Annotated in this window: 13 protein-coding genes; 8 read left to right on the top strand and 5 right to left on the bottom strand. The window is 37.8% G+C overall.

The window, feature by feature from the left end:
* Positions 1-65: 65 nt before the first annotated feature.
* From ACIQZ6_RS02345 to ACIQZ6_RS02325, 5 genes are all read right to left on the bottom strand, one after another.
* Positions 66-1,340, bottom strand: a complete 1,275-nt coding sequence (locus tag ACIQZ6_RS02345; protein ID WP_395807817.1) for a serine hydrolase domain-containing protein — start codon at positions 1,338-1,340, stop codon at positions 66-68.
* Positions 1,341-1,429: 89 nt separating this feature from the next.
* Positions 1,430-2,929, bottom strand: coding sequence for a serine hydrolase (locus ACIQZ6_RS02340; RefSeq protein WP_395807815.1), 1,500 nt, complete (start codon positions 2,927-2,929; stop codon positions 1,430-1,432).
* A gap of 23 nt (positions 2,930-2,952) precedes the next feature.
* Positions 2,953-4,257, bottom strand: a complete 1,305-nt coding sequence (locus ACIQZ6_RS02335; RefSeq protein WP_395807813.1) for a hypothetical protein — start codon at positions 4,255-4,257, stop codon at positions 2,953-2,955.
* A 64-nt stretch (positions 4,258-4,321) separates the two neighbouring features.
* A complete protein-coding gene (locus ACIQZ6_RS02330) occupies positions 4,322-5,467 on the bottom strand; it encodes a polymerase (RefSeq protein WP_395807811.1) in 1,146 nt (381 codons plus the stop codon).
* An 86-nt stretch (positions 5,468-5,553) separates the two neighbouring features.
* The gene (locus ACIQZ6_RS02325) at positions 5,554-7,209 is read right to left on the bottom strand and encodes a M28 family peptidase (protein ID WP_395807810.1); all 1,656 of its coding nucleotides are present in this window, start codon (positions 7,207-7,209) and stop codon (positions 5,554-5,556) included.
* 148 nt (positions 7,210-7,357) lie between these two features.
* Here ACIQZ6_RS02325 and ACIQZ6_RS02320 point away from each other — a divergent pair, with 148 nt between their 5' ends.
* From ACIQZ6_RS02320 to ACIQZ6_RS02285, 8 genes are all read left to right on the top strand, one after another.
* Positions 7,358-8,338 carry a deoxyhypusine synthase family protein gene (locus ACIQZ6_RS02320; RefSeq protein WP_395807808.1) on the top strand — a complete coding sequence of 327 codons (981 nt, stop codon included), beginning with the start codon at positions 7,358-7,360 and terminating at the stop codon, positions 8,336-8,338.
* 248 nt (positions 8,339-8,586) lie between these two features.
* Complete coding sequence (locus ACIQZ6_RS02315; protein WP_395807806.1) at positions 8,587-9,861, top strand: cytochrome c3 family protein; 1,275 nt, start codon at positions 8,587-8,589, stop codon at positions 9,859-9,861.
* Positions 9,862-9,908: 47 nt separating this feature from the next.
* Positions 9,909-12,929, top strand: coding sequence for a TAT-variant-translocated molybdopterin oxidoreductase (locus tag ACIQZ6_RS02310; protein WP_395807804.1), 3,021 nt, complete (start codon positions 9,909-9,911; stop codon positions 12,927-12,929).
* A gap of 21 nt (positions 12,930-12,950) precedes the next feature.
* Positions 12,951-14,429: an NrfD/PsrC family molybdoenzyme membrane anchor subunit gene (gene nrfD / locus ACIQZ6_RS02305; protein WP_395807802.1), complete on the top strand. Its 1,479-nt coding sequence runs from the start codon at positions 12,951-12,953 to the stop codon at positions 14,427-14,429.
* Positions 14,430-14,431: 2 nt separating this feature from the next.
* Positions 14,432-14,968: a DUF3341 domain-containing protein gene (locus tag ACIQZ6_RS02300; protein WP_395807800.1), complete on the top strand. Its 537-nt coding sequence runs from the start codon at positions 14,432-14,434 to the stop codon at positions 14,966-14,968.
* Complete coding sequence (locus ACIQZ6_RS02295; protein WP_395807898.1) at positions 14,952-15,545, top strand: c-type cytochrome; 594 nt, start codon at positions 14,952-14,954, stop codon at positions 15,543-15,545. Before ACIQZ6_RS02300 ends, ACIQZ6_RS02295 begins: the two co-directional genes overlap by 17 nt.
* Positions 15,546-15,562: 17 nt before the next feature.
* Positions 15,563-16,783 (top strand): quinol:cytochrome C oxidoreductase, encoded by a 1,221-nt coding sequence (locus ACIQZ6_RS02290; RefSeq protein WP_395807798.1) that lies wholly within the window; start codon positions 15,563-15,565, stop codon positions 16,781-16,783.
* Positions 16,784-16,823: 40 nt separating this feature from the next.
* A complete protein-coding gene (locus ACIQZ6_RS02285; RefSeq protein WP_395807796.1) occupies positions 16,824-18,155 on the top strand; it encodes a cytochrome c oxidase subunit II in 1,332 nt (443 codons plus the stop codon).

Here is an 18,155-nt window from a genome sequence, read left to right as displayed (position 1 = left end):
AATTTTAGGTATTAGTAAAATTAATGTGTTTGTATCAAACTATTCAGCTCCGATTTTTCGTTAAATTAATCTTTAATGGCCTGATAAGTTAAGGCTCTGAACTTTTCAACAACCTCATTATGTGTTCTTGCCTGCAATTGTCTAAAAAACAGGTAAACCATTTTTTCTTTTGGATCTACCCAATAGGATGTTGCAAATGCTCCTCCCCAATTAAATGTGCCAACTTGGGCGGGAGCACTTCCGCTATTTTGATCAGTAACTACTCCGAATCCTAGTCCAAAGGTTCCACCTGAATAGGGGATACCTTCAATTTGATTAGTTGTCATCATTCTCACTGTATTGCGGCCTAATAATCTTTTATTATTGTAAACACCATTATTCAGCAGCATTTGAAGAAAAATGCTATAATCATAAATGGTAGAACTTAATCCGGCACCGCCAGAATAATAGGTATGTGGAACGAGCGGATAATTGGAAGTTGCAGGACTGTTTAACATTCCTGCATTTGCTTTTACTAATTTTCCTTGAGGTGTTTCAGTATATAGATTTACTAAACGATTAGCTTTGCTTGCAGGGACATTGAAATAGGTATCCTTCATGCCCAGTGGCTCGAAAATTCGGGTTTTAAAAAATTCATCAAGACTTACACCAGAAATTATTTCTACCAAGCAACCCAACACGTCGGTATTCAAACCATAGGTAAATTTTTCGCCCGGTTGGTGCATCAAAGGTAATTCACCAAGTTTGGTCATTGCCGAAAGCAATGTTCTGTCTTTGACACCCAAACCTGCAGTGATATTGTTTTTAGCATAGATTGCATTGGCCTCTTGTGAGCCTATTTGCGCATAACCAAGGCCTGAGGTATGAGTTAAAAGATCCTTTATGGTAACTTCTCTTTTTGCAGGAACTGTAGTGTAGCTGGTATCTGCAGGGTTAAAGTTTAGCATGACACTTTGCTTCTTGAATGAAGGGATATACAATGAAACTGGATCAGTAAGTAATAATTTTCCCTCATCAAAAAGCATCATAATTGCAACGCTAGTGATTGCCTTGGTTTGTGAGGCAATTCTGAAAATGCCTTCTTTCTGAAGAGGCGCTTTTGTATCAAGGTCATTAAACCCGATAGCCTTATGGTAAGCAATCTTTCCATCGCGGATAATCAAAGCTGTTGCTCCATTCATATATCCTTTCTCTACCCAATCATTCATTGCAATATCCAGGCGCTTTAAATGTTCGGCAGAGAATCCAGCCGCTTCTGGACCTGTATTGCTGATTGTTTGACCTACTGTTTGAATAATGACAGAGCCGAAAAGAATAAAAAACAAAATGTACTTCTTCATGATTATTTATTTTTATTGTTTATAAATATATAAATATTGGTTCATTGAAAAATTGTCAATAAATCCCAACTAATTTTTATTGGTTGGGATTATTTAATCTTGGTAAACTCTGTTGCCGGATCTCCAAAAGGTCGTGTGCTGATTCGGTCTATATCTCCTTTATCATTAGTTAAAAAGCTGATCCGCAAATCGGGATAGCCATCTCCCTCATCCATGGTTATAAACTGATCATAATGCCAATGATGAAGCATTTTATTAATACTTCTATAGCTGATTTGGAGCATGTTTTTATTCAGGCTGATTGTGATTTGTCCATATACCGGATGATTGTAAGTGCCAGTATAAGCCTCTGCCTGATGTGAAGTTAATGTATTTCTTATCTGAGAGGCATTAATTTCATCAACATTCTTTTTATTTTTTTCTTCTGCTTCTAGGTAGTCTTTTCTGTAACGCTCACTCCAATTGGTAATTTCTCGATCTTTTAATATATCGATGATTGGGAGGTTCATGACTGATCTGAGTGATCCAGCAGGCATGAAATTATGAACAATAAAGAGCGCAATACTATCTTTTGGTAAATAGGTCATGTTGGAATAAAAACCATCGATTGATCCCGTATGGCTAACTATTTTTGTGCCCTTATAAGTTTGAAGAATACGACCAAGTGCATAAATGGAATTAGAAAGCTCGTCATAGCGACCTCTTTTATCGGCTATTGCATTTGGAACCATTGTTTCGGCAATGGCTTGGGCCGCAATAACCTGTTTACCATTAAATTTACCTCCATTCACCTGAGTGATTAGCCATTTACTCATGTCTGTCATGCTGGAATAGATATTTCCTGCTGGAGCTAAAGATTCTGACTGTGATATAAAGGTTCTTGCAGTAATTTTCTTGCTGCTTTCGTCTTCAAAATAGGAGAGCGAATGGTTTTTTGGTTTTTCTCCAATACCAGTAAATCCACTATCATTCATTCCTAATGGTCTAAAAATACGGTCAGAGACATTATTTTCCCAACTTTTATTAGTTACGGCTTCTATTGCAATACCCGCACTGGTATACATGATATTATTGTAAATATATCCTTCACGAAATCCCAAACTGGGTTTCATGTAAGCAACTTTTTCAATTAGTTCTGCTCTTTTGAAAGATGCATTTATCCAAATCCCATCGTACGCCGGAAGACCGGTACGATGGCTGAGCATATCCCTAAGAGTGACTTTTTCATTTAATTCAGAATTAAAAAAATTAATATTGGATATATATTTTTTAACTGGTATATCCAAATCTAATTTGCCTTCAAATGCTAACTGAGTAGCTAAAGTTGAAGTAAATAATTTACTGTTTGAAGCGATAGGGAATAGGGTGCTGCTGCTCACCGGAATTTTATTTTCTAGATCACTGAATCCATATCCCTTGCTATAAATAACTTGGTCTTTATGAACAATCACCAGTGCTAAACCGGGGATATTCCAATCGGCTAACAAGCCATTCACGTAATTATCAATTTTCAGAAATTTTTTCTGTTCAGTCTTGTTCTGTGCAATTGACAGTACAGGAAATAAGAGTAAAAAAATTAATTTTTTCATTGTGATTGAATAATTTATTGCGATTAGTTGATTAGTAGTTCTTCGGGCAAAACCGGGTTACTCAGTAATTTTCCAAATACATCCCAGCGTTTTTTAGGATCAATTGCATTTGATTCAATATACTTCCTGACAAGATCTTGCCCATAATTATAATTGATTACATAACTTCTGTATTTTTTAATAAAGCTGATTGATTTGAGGGCTGTTTCTTTGTTGTAAAGACAATAGTTCATCAGCCATTCCAATGCCTGTTTATCAGTCATTGTTTGATTGACGATACCTCTGGCAGCTTCATTTCTGGCATAGTTAAGTTTACCTCTAATGGCTAAAGCATGGAAGTAGTTAGTAATGTAGGCCGTATCAAGTTTGGCAAGTGGAAGCAGTATTTCTTTTGCAAATTTGACTTTTCTATTGCCAGGGAATACCAGGTTGATACCATAATTGGCGCTACCTTCAGCTATAAAAGACTGCGGACTAAACAAGGGATAAAGCGAAATTTCAACCCAGCCTTTATCTTGATAAAGATTTTTTTCTAATAGCATATTGTAAACATGATGCCCCGGGTAGCTTTCATGGCTCCCCACATCAATTGCTCTTTCAATAAAGATTCGGGTATCGGTATTGATCTGGATTACACTGGTGTAATTGCCTTTATACCAGTTATAACCGCTCCAAGGCTTATCTTTTACATATTCTATGGTGAATGTTTCAGTTTCAGGCAAACGATAATAGGCTTTAGTGCTTTTTCTTGCTTCGGCTATGGTGGTTTTAAAAATGGTATCCAGTTTATTTTCAGGAATGATGAAGCGGTTAGCAAGATTTTGGAATCTGTCCTGAACACTTCCATTGCCTGGCAATAATTTGTTTAGAGAGTCGAGCAAAAGTTTATAATGTTCTTCTGTATATATAGGGGCAGAAATGCCGAAGAGCTCTTTAGATTCTTCATCAAACGTTTTGAATTCACCTGAATAGATTCGAATACGCCTATCGAATGCTAAAAGTTGCTGCAACATCCATCTGGTTCTGACTTTATTGGTATCACTTAGTTTTTGGGTACTATTTTTCAAACTATTTCTTAGTTCTGTAACTAGATTAAGGAGACTGTCTTTTGGAAAGATATCTGATTTAGAACTGGCTGGTTTCAGAGAATCCGGACCATAATAAGCATCTACAAAATCGGCATCGTATTGGCCGATGGTCAGACCAAGGCGCACATAGTTTTCTGCCAGAGAGTTGATTTGCTGAGTCTCAGATTTCTGTTCCTTTTTAGCACAGGATAGTAAAAACAGGAGGGTAAAAGATAGTAATACACTATAAATTTTTGGCATAAACTAAATTTATTGATGAATGAGGGTTTTCCTGTATGCAAATTAATAAAATTCTCTTCCCTTATTAAAAAGACTCTCCTAAACTTAAATAAAACCCACTTTGTCTTTTTTCTCCCGGGTTCTTTTCTCCAATTCCGTAATCCATTCTGATACTCAAGCCCTTTTCAATGTCAAAGAAATATCTAAATCCGCCACCCAGGTTGGGTTTAAAATCTTTCAGACTAAAATCTCTACGTGTAAAAGCTGTTCCTGTTCCGGCAAAACCAACAATTCCGAAGCGGGGGTGGAATCTCAATCGGATTTCAGATTGCAAGGCCAATAAATTTTCGTCACGGTAACGCCCTAAATAATAACCTCTCATCATCTCATCGCCTCCAAGTTGTGGCAAAAGGTAAAAAGGAGTATTTTCACCATTCAGCGATTGATATTGAGCATTGAAGGCAATTGTTGTTTTTTTATTGACCGATTGAAAATTTCGTAGGTCTATTTTAAAAAGGCTACCACCAAAATTATCGCCCCCGAAAATATCTGGAGCATAAGAGTAATTCATCCGTGCAAAAGTTCCATTGGTAGTATAGGTATTGGAGTTTCTGCTATCAATTATCTGTGTGAATCCGATATATAATACTTTCCCGCCGTCTTTATCGAAAATAGAAGGATCTGTACTGAAAATACCGCCGATAGCCTTATCGCTGAACTGATAACTTTCAAAGGCAATATTTAACCCCGTGTACCTTGTATTGCCAAATCGTTTTTCAATTCCTCCATTCAGCTTAAAAAGTTTCTGAGTGATTGGGTCTACATTCAACTCAAAGGTTGAATTTCCAATACCGTAAAAATTAAATGGGAAATTTTTATAGCGGATCTCACCGGTATAATGGTATTTATTCTGTGCCGACCAGATATCCGATTTGAGTTGAAAACTTGATTGTTTTTTGGTTGTAAAAGTTGCTAATCCACTAATTCTCGACGTGCGGGTAAGGGTGTCTTTGCGGTCGGTGTAAAAAGAATACAGGCTTAAGCCACCAAACTCTACCCCAGTTTCTTGTGAATAGCCAATTACTGGAAGTGGAAGAAAACTACTGGAACGAACAGTGTCGGCATCACTTGAGAAGAGTTTTTTAATCAACTTCATTTGACTAAATCCATTGCTGCTGAGCAATAGAAGCAATGTTAATACCGGTAGTTTCTTTAGCAGATCTTTATTCATAAAGGCCGCTAAGTTAACTATTGTTTAGATAGGGTGCTGCGCATATCTTTTAGGTTATATCAAAAAATCAAATGGGTTTTAAACTCCTATTTTTTTTCCCGAATAGCCTTAAATTCAGATCCTTCTTTCCATTGTGGCATCTTTTCTTCAAATGCCAATTTTTTACCTACCTGGAAAAGTAGTTTGATATCATCAATACCACCTTCGAATGTCCATTTTGCCGGATCATATTCATCTGATGGACGGTGGTAATGCTTCTCGGTATATTCATCTTTTGCTTTTTGACCATATCCCGGTTCTTTTCCAATAACATCTACTCCTTTAGAGGTATAAAGTGCAGGTATACCTGCTTTGGCAAAATTAAAATGGTCGGATCGGTAGTAATATCCTGCTTCTGGATGTGTTTCATTTGAAATTATGCGTCCAGCTTTTTCGGCTGCTTCCTTTAAATATTCTTCTAGCTCTGATTGACCCTGCCCAACAATGATGATATCTTTTGTTTTTTCAAACGGGTTCACCCCATCAATATTAATGTTCGCTACAGTTTTTATTGCAGGATAAATTGGGTTTTGAGCGTAATATGCAGATCCCCACAGACCTTGTTCCTCTGCTGTAACAGCTAATAAAATGATTGTTCTTTCAGGCTGTACTTTCAGGCTTTTAAAAGCTCTGGCCAGTTCAATGAGGCTTGCAGTACCACTGGCATTGTCAAATGCGCCATTATAGATTGAGTCGGCGGTTTCATCTGGAGAGCCAATACCTAGATGATCCCAGTGCGAAGTGTAAATAATTACTTCATCCGGACGTTTGCTTCCGGTTATTTTGCCGATTACGTTAATCGATTTATTGAAGGTGGTTTTTACCTCCAAACTGGTACTCAATTTCAGATCAAGAGCAACAGCTTTAAAACCTCTCTTATCTGCCTGAGCAAAAAAACTCGTTGAATCTTGCCCTGCTGCTGCAATTAGTTTCTTTGCTGCAGGTAGCGAAAGCCATCCATTGATATCGGTATAGGAATTATTTTTTCCACGGTCGTCAAGCCTTAGTTTTGAAGCATTCCAACTATTCTGTACTACTTTGAATGGATAACTTGCACCTTCTGTAGTGTGAACAATCAAACATGCTTTGGCACCTTGCCTTGCCGCTTCCTCAAATTTATAAGTCCAGCGTCCGTAATAGGTCATGCTCTTGCCTTTGAATAGTGTGGAATCTCCAGTTGCGAAACCTGGGTCATTGACCATTACCATGACTACCTTTCCTTTAACATCCAAACCGGCATAATCATTCCAGTTATGCTCTGGGGCATTCACACCATATCCTGCAAATACCACTTCAGTATTCTCCAAACTTACTTTATCTGTTATTTTATCTGTCCAGATTACATAGTCTTCTAGGCCCTTTAGCATAAAGCTCCCTTTTGAGTTGTTAACCTGCATTTGTGGTGAAGCCGTGGTTTTAATATTAACCATAGGCACCTCTTGGATGTAACTGTCTCCATTTCCAGGTTCAAGTCCATTTTCTTTGAATTTTTTTTGCAAATAGGCAATGGTTTTTGTCTCGCCCTGAGTAAATGGCTTGCGGCCTTGAAGCGAGTCATCGGATAGCTCGGCCACATGCAGTCTTAAACTATCGGCGCTGAATGCTAATAGACCATCTTCTTCACTTATATTGGGATTATTTTTAATGCAGGCACCAAGAAATACGACACCGGCAAGTAGATAATATGTTAGATTTTTGATCATAATTGATGGGTTTGAATTTATAAATATAAGTAGTGGTCCTAATAATAGGAAATTAATGTATCTCTTCCCTTAGATCTTATTCAGATGCATCTCATAAAACATTCGCCTATCTGATGGAATTATTTATTTTTGCCAATAAAATTATAATATGAGCGTAGAAAGAGGACCAATTTCCCAATTTATAGAAAAAAATTATCTCCATTTCAATTCCGCTGCATTGGTAGATGCGGCAAAAGGCTATGAAACCTATCTTGATGAAGGGGGTAAAATGATGATTACTTTAGCCGGTGCCATGAGTACAGCTGAACTTGGTATTTCACTAGCTGAAATGATCCGCCAAGATAAAGTTTCAATCATATCATGTACGGGCGCTAACCTGGAAGAGGATATCATGAATCTGGTTGCACATTCACATTATAAGCGGGTGCCAAATTACAGAGATCTTAGCCCTCAGGATGAATGGGATCTTCTAGAGAACCACTATAACCGTGTTACTGATACCTGTATACCCGAAGAAGAAGCATTCAGAAGATTACAAAAGCATATTTATAAATTATGGAAAGATGCGGATGATTCTGGTGAGCGCTATTTTCCGCATGAATTTATGTATAAAATGCTTTTGAGCGGGGTATTGGAACAGTACTATGAAATTGATCCAAAAAATTCTTGGATGCTTGCCGCTGCTGAAAAGAATTTGCCAATTGTTGTTCCTGGATGGGAAGATTCAACAATGGGGAATATTTTTGCCTCTTATGTGATGAAGAAAGAATTGAATGCTTCAACAATGAAGAGTGGCATTGAGTACATGGGCTGGTTAGCTGACTGGTATATTGCAAATTCAGGTGGTAAAGGAGTGGGCTTTTTCCAGATCGGAGGGGGCATTGCTGGCGATTTTCCTATTTGTGTGGTACCGATGCTATATCAGGATATGGAAATGCAAAACATTCCATTTTGGGGCTATTTCTGCCAGATATCAGATTCTACTACTTCTTTTGGTTCCTATTCAGGGGCAGTTCCAAATGAGAAGATTACCTGGGGTAAATTAGATATACATACGCCTAAATTTATTGTTGAATCTGATGCAACTATCGTTGCGCCACTCATTTTTGCCTGGATTTTGAAGCAATAGTATTTACAGTTATTAAATGCAAATGCCTCAAGAGTGCAAAAAATGATAATTTTTGTAAAATCATTTCTTGGAGTGATTAGGCGTAGTTTTTTGATATAATTTAGAATGATTATAAATTGATAAAATAGGTCATGATAATGTCATCCATAAATGAATAAACTATACTTTTGTCCTCAGAAAAATGTTGATAACACAGAACAATCAACTTTTTAATTATACGTTTCAAATTTTAAGAATAAATACTCAATATGAGAAGCATCTCATTGTTTTTTAGAAGTGTTACAAAATCACTGATACTGGTTTCTTTCCTAAGTATGGCTGCTGCTAATTCAGCTAGCGCACAGGATGCAGCAGCAGGGGCAGCGATTTTTAAACAAAAATGTACCGCTTGCCATGGCATTGAAAAGGCGGTAGTAGGTCCGGCCCTAAAGGGTATAGACACAAAGTACGACGAAGCTTTTTTGTTGAAGTGGATCAAGAATGCACCTGCATTTATTGCTTCTGGTGATGCACTAGCGGTAAAAGCATCTGAGTACTCTCCGGCAATGATGTCAGCCTTTCCTGAATTGTCAGATGATGATATCAAGAACATAATCGCTTATGTGAAGGTTGGAGATCCAAAACCGGCAGCAGATCCAAATGCAGCTCAGGCTGGTACGGGAGGCGCAGCATCTTCAGTTGGCGTGAGTAACTTCATGTTATTTGGACTTTTAGCTGTAATTATCATTGCATTTCTTGTGGTTTTGGTTCTAAACAAAGTTATTCAGACTTTAGAACGCGTTATGCTCCAGAAAAAGGGCCTAGCTGTTGAAGAGGAAGATGCTGTTGATAAAGATCGCTTCGCAGGATTAAAAAAATTATCTAAAAACAAAAAATTCATTCTTTTCATCGTTCTTCTTAGTGTAATTTTTCTAGGCTCGGCCGGATGGAAAGGCATGTGGGATACAGGAGTTCATACAGGTTACCAACCAGTTCAGCCCATTAAATTTTCGCATCAGCTTCATGCTGGAGTAAATAAGATTGACTGCCAGTACTGCCACTCTGGTGCATTTTCATCTAAGAATGCTTCAATTCCATCATTAAATGTTTGTATGAACTGTCATAACTATGTGACGGCTTCAGAGAAATATGCAGGAAAGACCTCTCCTGAGATTATGAAAATTTATACTGCTCTTGACTATAATCAAGATACTAAACAGTATGGTGAAAATACCAAGCCGGTAGAGTGGATCAGAATCCATAATTTACCTGACTTGGCCTATTTCAACCACTCTCAGCACGTTTCAGTTGCAGGTATTGAATGTCAAAAGTGTCACGGACCAATTCAAACCATGGAAGAAGTTTATCAATACTCTCCATTGACCATGAAATGGTGTATCAATTGCCACAGAGAGACTGAAGTTAATCACAAGGATAATCCTTATTATGATAAGCTGATTGCTGCTCATGACAAATTGAAAAAAGGTGAAAAAGTTACAGCTGCTGTCTTAGGCGGTTTGGAATGTAGCAAATGTCACTACTAAGTTTAATAAATTTTAAGATAACATACGTATACAGTTATATAGCTTAAATGGAAAGCAATAAAAAATACTGGAAAGGTTTAGAAGAGCTGCAGAACACTAAAGATTTTGCTGAAAAGAGCAAAAACGAGTTCGCTGAACCGCTTCCAATGGAAGAAGTTCTGAATGAGGCAGGTTTAGGTACCGTAGCCCCGCGACGCGATTTTTTAAAAGCACTTGGATTTGGTTTGGGTGCAGTAACCCTTGCTGCTTGTCAGAAAGTTCCGGTTCATAAATCAATTCCTTACCTGGTAAAACCTGAAGAAATTGTACCTGGTATTCCTAATTACTACACTTCTACCTTTAATGGTCATAGTGTTCTTGTTAAAACACGAGAAGGCCGTCCAATCAAAATAGAAGGAAATCCTGATTGTATGCTAAGCAAAGGTAGTTTAGATGCAAAGGGCCAGGCTTCAGTGCTCGATCTTTATGATGTTTCAAAACTTAAAGGTCCGGTTTTGAATGATGCTGATGCCACTTGGGATAACATTGATAAATTTGTCAAGCAGGAATTATTAACGGTGAAAACAGGGGGTAAGAAGATCCGTATCGTTTCTTCCACTGTCAATAGTCCTTCAACTAAAGCCGCTATTGCTGACTTTGCCGCTCAATATCCAAACACAAAACATATTCAGGTAGATGCTGTTTCGTATACAGGAATTATAAAGGCTAACGAAAATAGTTTCGGAAAAGCGGTTCTTCCAAGATATCGTTTTGATAAAGCTGATCTGATTGTAAGTTTCGGAGCAGATTTTCTTGGCACCTGGATCTCTCCATTAGAGTTCAGTCGCCAGTATGTTTCAAAGAGAAATAATACTGCCTTAGAAGGCAAAAAAATGTCTCGTCATATTCAGTTTGAAACTGGAATGAGCTTAACGGGTTCAAATGCAGATGCACGTCTTCCATTAAAGCCATCTGAAGAAGGTATTGCTCTACTTAATTTATATGCTGCCTTGGGTGGTGTTTTATCAGGTACTAAGTCTCTTGCCAATAATCCGAATGCTGAAAAAGCAATCGCGCTTGCTGCAAAAGAGCTTTTAGCTGCTAAGGGTGCATCACTTGTTGTAAGTGGATCAAATGATGTTTCAATTCAAATAGTGGTGAATGCCATCAATGCTTTATTGGGCAGTTATGGCACAACCATTGATCTTGATAATCCATCATACCAGTTTGCTGGAAATGATGCAGAGTTTGTGGAGTTCGTCAATGAAATGAATCGTGGTGAAGTAGATGCAGTTTTCTTCTTAAACAGTAATCCTGCCTATGAGTTTAATGATGCTAAAGCATTTACGGATGCTTTGAGTAAGGTTAAATTACGTGTTTCTTTTGCCGACCGTAAAGATGAAACATCCTCATTATGTCAGGTAATAGCTCCAAATCACCATTATTTAGAGTCATGGGGCGATTCAAATCCTGTAGAAGGTTATTATACTATTATTCAGCCTGCAATCAATCCTGTTTATAATTCACGTAATGCTGAGCAGGGATTATTGATCTGGTCTGAAAACCCAGTTACTGATTACTATCAGTACATTCAAAATAACTGGTCTAAATCAGTTCTTGCACAATCAGGAACAACGTGGAAAGAGCTTTTGCAAAAAGGTTCAGTTACTCTTGCGGCAAAATCTGCAGGTGTTTATTCTTTCTCACGTGAATTAAATTCAGTTGTTCAGACCATTATCGCTGAAAGCAGCAGTCTTGCCAAAGGTGGCGAGAATGGAATAGAGCTTCATATTTATCAAAATGTTGCTATCGGCGACGGTAAGGCAGCAAATAATCCATGGTTACAGGAGTTGCCAGATCCGGTTTCAAAAGTAACGTGGGATAATTATGCCGCTATTAATCCAAAGTTTGCTGAAAAATTGGGTATCGCTGAATTAGATCTTGTTGAGATAAAAACAGATAAATATAGTGTAACTCTACCGGTATTAATTCAGCCGGGCCAGGCTACTGGAACTGTTTCAGTAGCTTTAGGTTATGGAAGAGTTAAGGCTGGAAAGGCTGGCTCAGAAGTTGGAAAAAATGCTTATCCATTCCTTCGTCTTGTAAACGCAACCCTGCAGATATCAACTTCTGCAAGTATAAGCAAGGCTTCAGGCACTTATGAACTGGCTCAAACACAGACTCACCATACCATTGAAGGTAGAAACATTGTTCGTGAAACAACTTTGAAAAACTTCCTAAAAGATCCAACTGCAGGTACAGGGCATGCTCATGTGAATAAGTACGATCTTTGGAATGAATATGAACAGCCGGGTCACAATTGGGTAATGGCAATCGATTTGAATGCCTGTACTGGTTGTGGTGCATGTATTGTTGCTTGTAATGCTGAAAACAATATTCCTGTTGTAGGTCGTGATGAGGTTCGTCGTCGTCGTGAAATGCACTGGATACGTATTGACCGTTATTATTCAATCAATGATGGTGATAATAGAATAACTAAAGAAGAAGAAATAGATAAGCTTGAGAATTTGGATAACGTATCTGTTGTACATCAGCCAATGATGTGTCAGCATTGTGATCATGCTCCATGCGAAACTGTTTGTCCTGTTCTAGCAACTGTACACTCATCAGAAGGTCTGAATCAAATGGCGTACAATCGTTGTATTGGAACACGTTATTGTGCGAACAACTGTCCGTATAAAGTGCGTCGATTCAACTGGTTTAACTATTGGAATGATTCTCGTTTTGATAACTACATGAACAATGAGTTTACACAACTAGTATTAAACCCTGATGTTACTACCCGTTCTAGAGGTGTAATGGAAAAATGTTCCATGTGCGTACAACGTATTCAGGCTGGTAAGCTTGCTGCGAAATTAGATAAGCGCAAGTTGAAAGATGGCGATATTAAAGTTGCATGTCAGCAAACTTGCCCAACAAATGCAATCATCTTTGGTGATGGCAATGATCCGGAATCTGAAGTGTCAAAAGCATTAAAGAGCGAACGTACCTATTATGTTCTGGAAGAGATCAATGTCAAGCCAGGCGTTGGATATCAAACAAAAGTTAGAAATACTGTAGAGGTTTAATACAAGAAATTTAATAAAGATATGTCATCTCATCACGAGTCTATACTTAGAGAACCCTTAGTAACCGGTCAGAACATTACCTATTCCAAGGTCACCGAAGATATATTGGTTCCCGTAGAAAACAAACCAAATAAAGCCTGGTGGATTGGCTTTATAGTATCTGCCATGGGTGCAGGTCTATGGATATTCTCAGTAAGCTGGACCTTCTGGTTTGGTGTTGGAGAATGGGGGTTAAATAAAACTGTAGGTTGGGCCTGGGATATTACAGGTTTCGTATGGTGGGTAGGTATTGGACATGCCGGAACTTTGATATCGGCCGTTTTACTCCTGTTCCGTCAAAACTGGCGAAACTCAATCAATCGTTCAGCAGAGGCAATGACCATTTTTGCTGTTATCTGTGCGGCTTCATATATTATTTCACACATGGGTCGGCCTTGGTTGTTTCATTGGGCACTTCCATTACCGAATCAATATGGTTCATTGTGGGTGAACTTTAACTCTCCATTAGTTTGGGACGTATTCGCAATTTCTACCTATTTCTCGGTTTCTTTAGTGTTCTGGTATACGGGTTTACTTCCTGATATCGCTACTATCCGTGACCGTGCAATTGGTACACGCCGTCGTATTTATTCCATTCTTTCTTTTGGATGGAATGGTTCAGTTAAAACATGGCAGCGTTTTGAATTGGTATCGCTGATACTTGCGGGTGTTTCTACACCACTTGTACTTTCGGTACACACAATCGTATCCATGGACTTTGCAACATCAGTTATTCCGGGATGGCATACTACGATCTTCCCTCCATACTTTGTTGCTGGAGCGATCTTTTCAGGATTTGCGATGGTTCAAACTTTATTGTTAGTAACGCGTAAAGTAATGAACTTTGAAAACTACATTACCATGTTCCATATTGAATCAATGAATAAGATCATTATTCTTACTGGTTCAATAGTAGGTGTAGCTTATTTAACTGAATTATTTATTGCCTGGTACTCAGGAGTTGAATATGAGCAATATGCATTTTTAAACAGGGTTAGCGGACCATACTGGTGGGCGTACTGGATCATGATGACCTGTAACGTTATTTCTCCGCAATTATTCTGGTTCAAAAAGGTGCGTACAAGTATTGCGCTGTCTTGGTTATTATCAATTGTGGTAAATATTGGTATGTGGTTCGAGCGTTTTGTCATTATCGTAACCTCCTTGCACCGTGATTACCTTCCATCAAGTTGGGTAATGTTCTATCCTAGCTGGGTAGATGTGGGCATATTTATTGGTTCAATTGGATTGTTCTTTACCTTATTTCTTTTATTTCTTAGGGTATTGCCAGCAATTGCAATGGCAGAGGTGAAACTCTTACTTAAGAGCTCAAGTGATCAGGCAAAACAAAAGCTAATTGCTGAGAAGTCTGTAGATAAAGGACAGGCAGAATATTACATTGAATCTTTAGAGAAATATGATAGTATTTCACCTAAAGTTGCTGAATACGAAAAAGTTTAACGATGAGTAATATAAAATACATTTTAGGTCATTTTGCGGATCCGGATGATATGATGCACGGAATAGACAAGCTTCAGGAAAACAACATCAGTGTTTATGATGTGTTCACTCCGATGCCTATTCACGGTATTGAAGATAAGCTTGGGATCAGACGGTCACGCTTAGGTAAGGTGGCATTTGGTTTCGGTTTAACCGGAACAATTACTGCGATTTCAATGATTACCTATATGCTGGTTATTGATTGGCCAATGAATATCGGGGGAAAACCACATTTTGCTTTTCCTGATTTTGTACCGATCATGTTTGAATTAACAGTATTGTTTGCGGCATTCGGAATGGTTGGCACTTACTTTTTTGTAAACCACCTGGCGCCAGGGCGCGCACCTAGAGTAATGGATCTACGTGCAACCAATGACAGATTCGTTGTTGCCATTGATGCAAAAGCAAATCCTTCCCATGATAAAATTGATGACATTTTAAAAAAAGCCGGTGCTGTTGAAGTTAAGCACAACGAAAGGAAATATGTTAGTTATGAATAAGCTCCTAATAATTTGTACCGCTTTTTTAACTGTTGCAGCTGCTTCAGTTATTTCTTCTTGTTCAGATAATAGAAGTACGGGATTAGAATATGCACGGAATATGTATGAACCGATTGCTTACAATCCGGATCAGCCAAACAAGAATTTTAAAGACGGAAAGACTGCGCAAAATCCTCCTGCTGGAACAATGCCTGTTGGATTTGATAAAAATGATGCTTACCCAAATACGCTTGAAGGATACCAGGCTGCAAGTGCGTCATTATCAAACCCATTACCGGTTAGTGTTCCAACATTAGAGCAAGGAAAAACACTCTATCTAAACATGTGCTCTCATTGCCATGGTTTAGAAGGAAAAGGTGATGGATCAATTGTTAAACTAGGTAAATTTCCAGGACCTCCTTCTTATTCTACAGGAAACTCTTCAAGAGGCGGTTCTATGAAAGACCTTACTGATGGTAAGATCTACCATACTATTACACACGGTGTTAACCTTATGGGTCCACACAAATCTCAATTATCCCCTGAGCAAAGGTGGAAAATTGTTATGTACGTTCACGAATTACAAAAATTACAATAGTCAATTGCTAAAACCAGATGGGAAATCATAATCATACTCATAATTTCACTGAACAATTCACATTTTCGGGAAAATTAAAAACCTGGACCTTACTAGCGATAGTGGTTGGAATTCTTACTATAGCCTTCGGTTTTATTACCGGACAGCAGGAACGTACTTTTGCCAACTTGCTTTTAATGGCTTATTACACTACTTGTGTTTGTGCAACCGGTTTGTTCTTTATTGCTTTGCAATATGTTGCGCAGGCCGGATGGGCAACTGGATTGATCCGAATTCCGCAAGCAATGTCAAGAGTGCTACCTATTGCATCTTTAGTCCTTATTGTTGTTTGTGCTGCAGGTCTTATGACACACAATTTATATCATCACTGGAATGCCGAAGGTTTAACAGATCCAGCAAGCCCTAGTTATGATAAACTTATTGCCGGAAAAGCAGCATTTTTGAATGTTCCATTCTTTTTAACAAGACTTGTTCTGTTTCTGGGAGCATATAGTTACTTTGCTTGGTTATTTGCTAAATATGCGCAGCGTGAAGAGTTAGAAGGCGGATTGGTTTTCTATGATAAGAGTTTTAAGTGGTCGGCAATTTTCTTGATCATTTTTGGATTTACAACTCCTATTTGGGCTTTTGATACCATTATGTCATTAGAAGCTCACTGGTTTTCCACGATGTTTGGATGGTATAATTTTGCGGCTATGTGGGTTAGTGGTTTATGTGTGATTACACTGATTGTAATCTTAATGAAGAAATCTGGATACCTATCATGGGTTAATGAGAATCATTTACATGATCTTGGTAAATTCATTTTCGCATTCTCTATATTCTGGACCTACATCTGGTTTTCGCAGTTCCTTCTTATTTACTATGCTAACATACCTGAAGAAACAGTTTATTTTTATAAGCGTTGGGAACCTGAATACCTTCCATGGTTCTGGTTGAATATCATAATTAACTTTGTAGCTCCAATTTTAATTTTGATGGCCAGAGATTCTAAGCGTCAAATGAATAGACTAATGTTCGTATGTATCATGCTGTTGTGTGGGCATTGGCTAGATTATTATATGATGATCATGCCTGGAACAGTAGAATCGCATAGAGGATTTGGAATAATTGAAATTGGAATTGCAATAGGTTTTGTTGGGTTTTTTACATTCCTTTTGCTAAGTCAATTAACGAAAAGATCATTGGTGTCAACTAATCATCCTTTCTTAGAAGAGAGTATCAACCACCAGATTTAAACACAGTTCTTAATAGCAAAAAGAAAATACTACGAATAAAATGAGGTTAAGAGAAATTTTTAATATCAGAACTGCAGCTGCATTGCTCGTCATATGCACTATTACCCTAATGGCTAATACATTATTTGCCCAGGAGGTTCAGGACTCTACAGTTAGTTCAACAACAGCTGCAATAGATACTGCTGCTAAGTCTGCTTTATCCGAATTGTCGCCATCTAATGTGCCATTGATCAGCACTGCTGTTGATACTGTTGCTCGTTATAAAAACATGCAACCACTAGAAGTAACTAAAGATTATTCTGAAGCTTATCGTTCAGGCTCTTATTACCTAATGATGTTTTTCCTTCTTTGCATTTTTATTGCAATCATTGGAAAAATTTTGAAGGTTTATGAAATAAGCCGTGAGATGCAAGGTCAAAAGTCTAAGATTGATAGCAGAAGAATAAATGGTGTCTTACTCGGCATAGCTTTAATTGTTGGAATTTACGGTGTTTACTGGTCTTATTCGGTTCAGGGCCCTATGAGTATGCATGAGTCTGCATCTGTTCATGGTTTGGATATTGATTATATGTTCAATATAACCTTGATATTAACTACAATTGTATTTATTCTAACACACATAGCGCTATTTGGATTTTCATTTAAGTACAGAGGATCTGAAAATAGAAAGGCATACTTCTATCCTCACAATAATTCATTGGAAAGAATTTGGACAATTATACCAGCTATTGTTTTAACTGTGCTTGTATTATTAGGATTCTTTACCTGGAGAGGCATTACTAATGTTTCTCCTGAAGATCAGAAGAAAGCAATCAATATTGAGATTACAGGTGAGCAGTTTAAATGGAGTTTAAGATATGCTGGAGCCGATAATCAAATTGGTACGCGTAATTATAAACTAACTACACCTACTAACGGACTCGGAATTGATTTTAAAGATCAAAAAAGCTGGGATGATAAGCTTGTAAGTGAGATAGTTATTCCAGTAAATAAGCCAGTCCGATTCACAATTGGCTCTAAAGACGTACTTCATAGTTTTTATCTTCCTGACTTTAGAGTACAAATGAATGCTGTTCCGGGAATGCCTACTTACTTCCAGTTTACACCACGTTTAACAACTGCTGAGGTAAGAGTAGAAAGAAATAATCCGGAATATAACTACGTTTTACTTTGTGCTAAAATTTGCGGTGCAGGACATTATAACATGCAAGCAAAAGTTACTGTGGTTTCTGAGGCTGAGTACGCTACATGGTTAGCTAAACAGGCTCTTTACTACAATGATGATGTTAAAAAAGAACTTCAGATGGTTAACAAAAAATCTGCTGATGAAAACAATAAAATTGCTTTAAATACTAATACTATTATAAAATAA

It is taken from the genome of Daejeonella sp. (assembly GCF_044348475.1).
GTDB lineage: Bacteria > Bacteroidota > Bacteroidia > Sphingobacteriales > Sphingobacteriaceae > Daejeonella.
This window is presented reverse-complemented; position numbering and strand designations above follow the sequence as displayed.

Excerpts from the sequence above, each read along its gene's own strand:
- nrfD (WP_395807802.1), top strand. The coding sequence starts at position 12,951 with ATGTCATCTCATCACGAGTCTATACTTAGAGAACCCTTAGTAACCGGT.
- ACIQZ6_RS02330 (WP_395807811.1), bottom strand. The coding sequence starts at position 5,467 with ATGAATAAAGATCTGCTAAAGAAACTACCGGTATTAACATTGCTTCTA.
- ACIQZ6_RS02320 (WP_395807808.1), top strand. The coding sequence starts at position 7,358 with ATGAGCGTAGAAAGAGGACCAATTTCCCAATTTATAGAAAAAAATTAT.
- ACIQZ6_RS02315 (WP_395807806.1), top strand. The coding sequence starts at position 8,587 with ATGAGAAGCATCTCATTGTTTTTTAGAAGTGTTACAAAATCACTGATA.
- ACIQZ6_RS02300 (WP_395807800.1), top strand. The coding sequence starts at position 14,432 with ATGAGTAATATAAAATACATTTTAGGTCATTTTGCGGATCCGGATGAT.
- ACIQZ6_RS02310 (WP_395807804.1), top strand. The coding sequence starts at position 9,909 with ATGGAAAGCAATAAAAAATACTGGAAAGGTTTAGAAGAGCTGCAGAAC.
- ACIQZ6_RS02335 (WP_395807813.1), bottom strand. The coding sequence starts at position 4,257 with ATGCCAAAAATTTATAGTGTATTACTATCTTTTACCCTCCTGTTTTTA.
- ACIQZ6_RS02295 (WP_395807898.1), top strand. The coding sequence starts at position 14,952 with ATGTTAGTTATGAATAAGCTCCTAATAATTTGTACCGCTTTTTTAACT.
- ACIQZ6_RS02290 (WP_395807798.1), top strand. The coding sequence starts at position 15,563 with ATGGGAAATCATAATCATACTCATAATTTCACTGAACAATTCACATTT.
- ACIQZ6_RS02285 (WP_395807796.1), top strand. The coding sequence starts at position 16,824 with ATGAGGTTAAGAGAAATTTTTAATATCAGAACTGCAGCTGCATTGCTC.
- ACIQZ6_RS02345 (WP_395807817.1), bottom strand. The coding sequence starts at position 1,340 with ATGAAGAAGTACATTTTGTTTTTTATTCTTTTCGGCTCTGTCATTATT.
- ACIQZ6_RS02325 (WP_395807810.1), bottom strand. The coding sequence starts at position 7,209 with ATGATCAAAAATCTAACATATTATCTACTTGCCGGTGTCGTATTTCTT.
- ACIQZ6_RS02340 (WP_395807815.1), bottom strand. The coding sequence starts at position 2,929 with ATGAAAAAATTAATTTTTTTACTCTTATTTCCTGTACTGTCAATTGCA.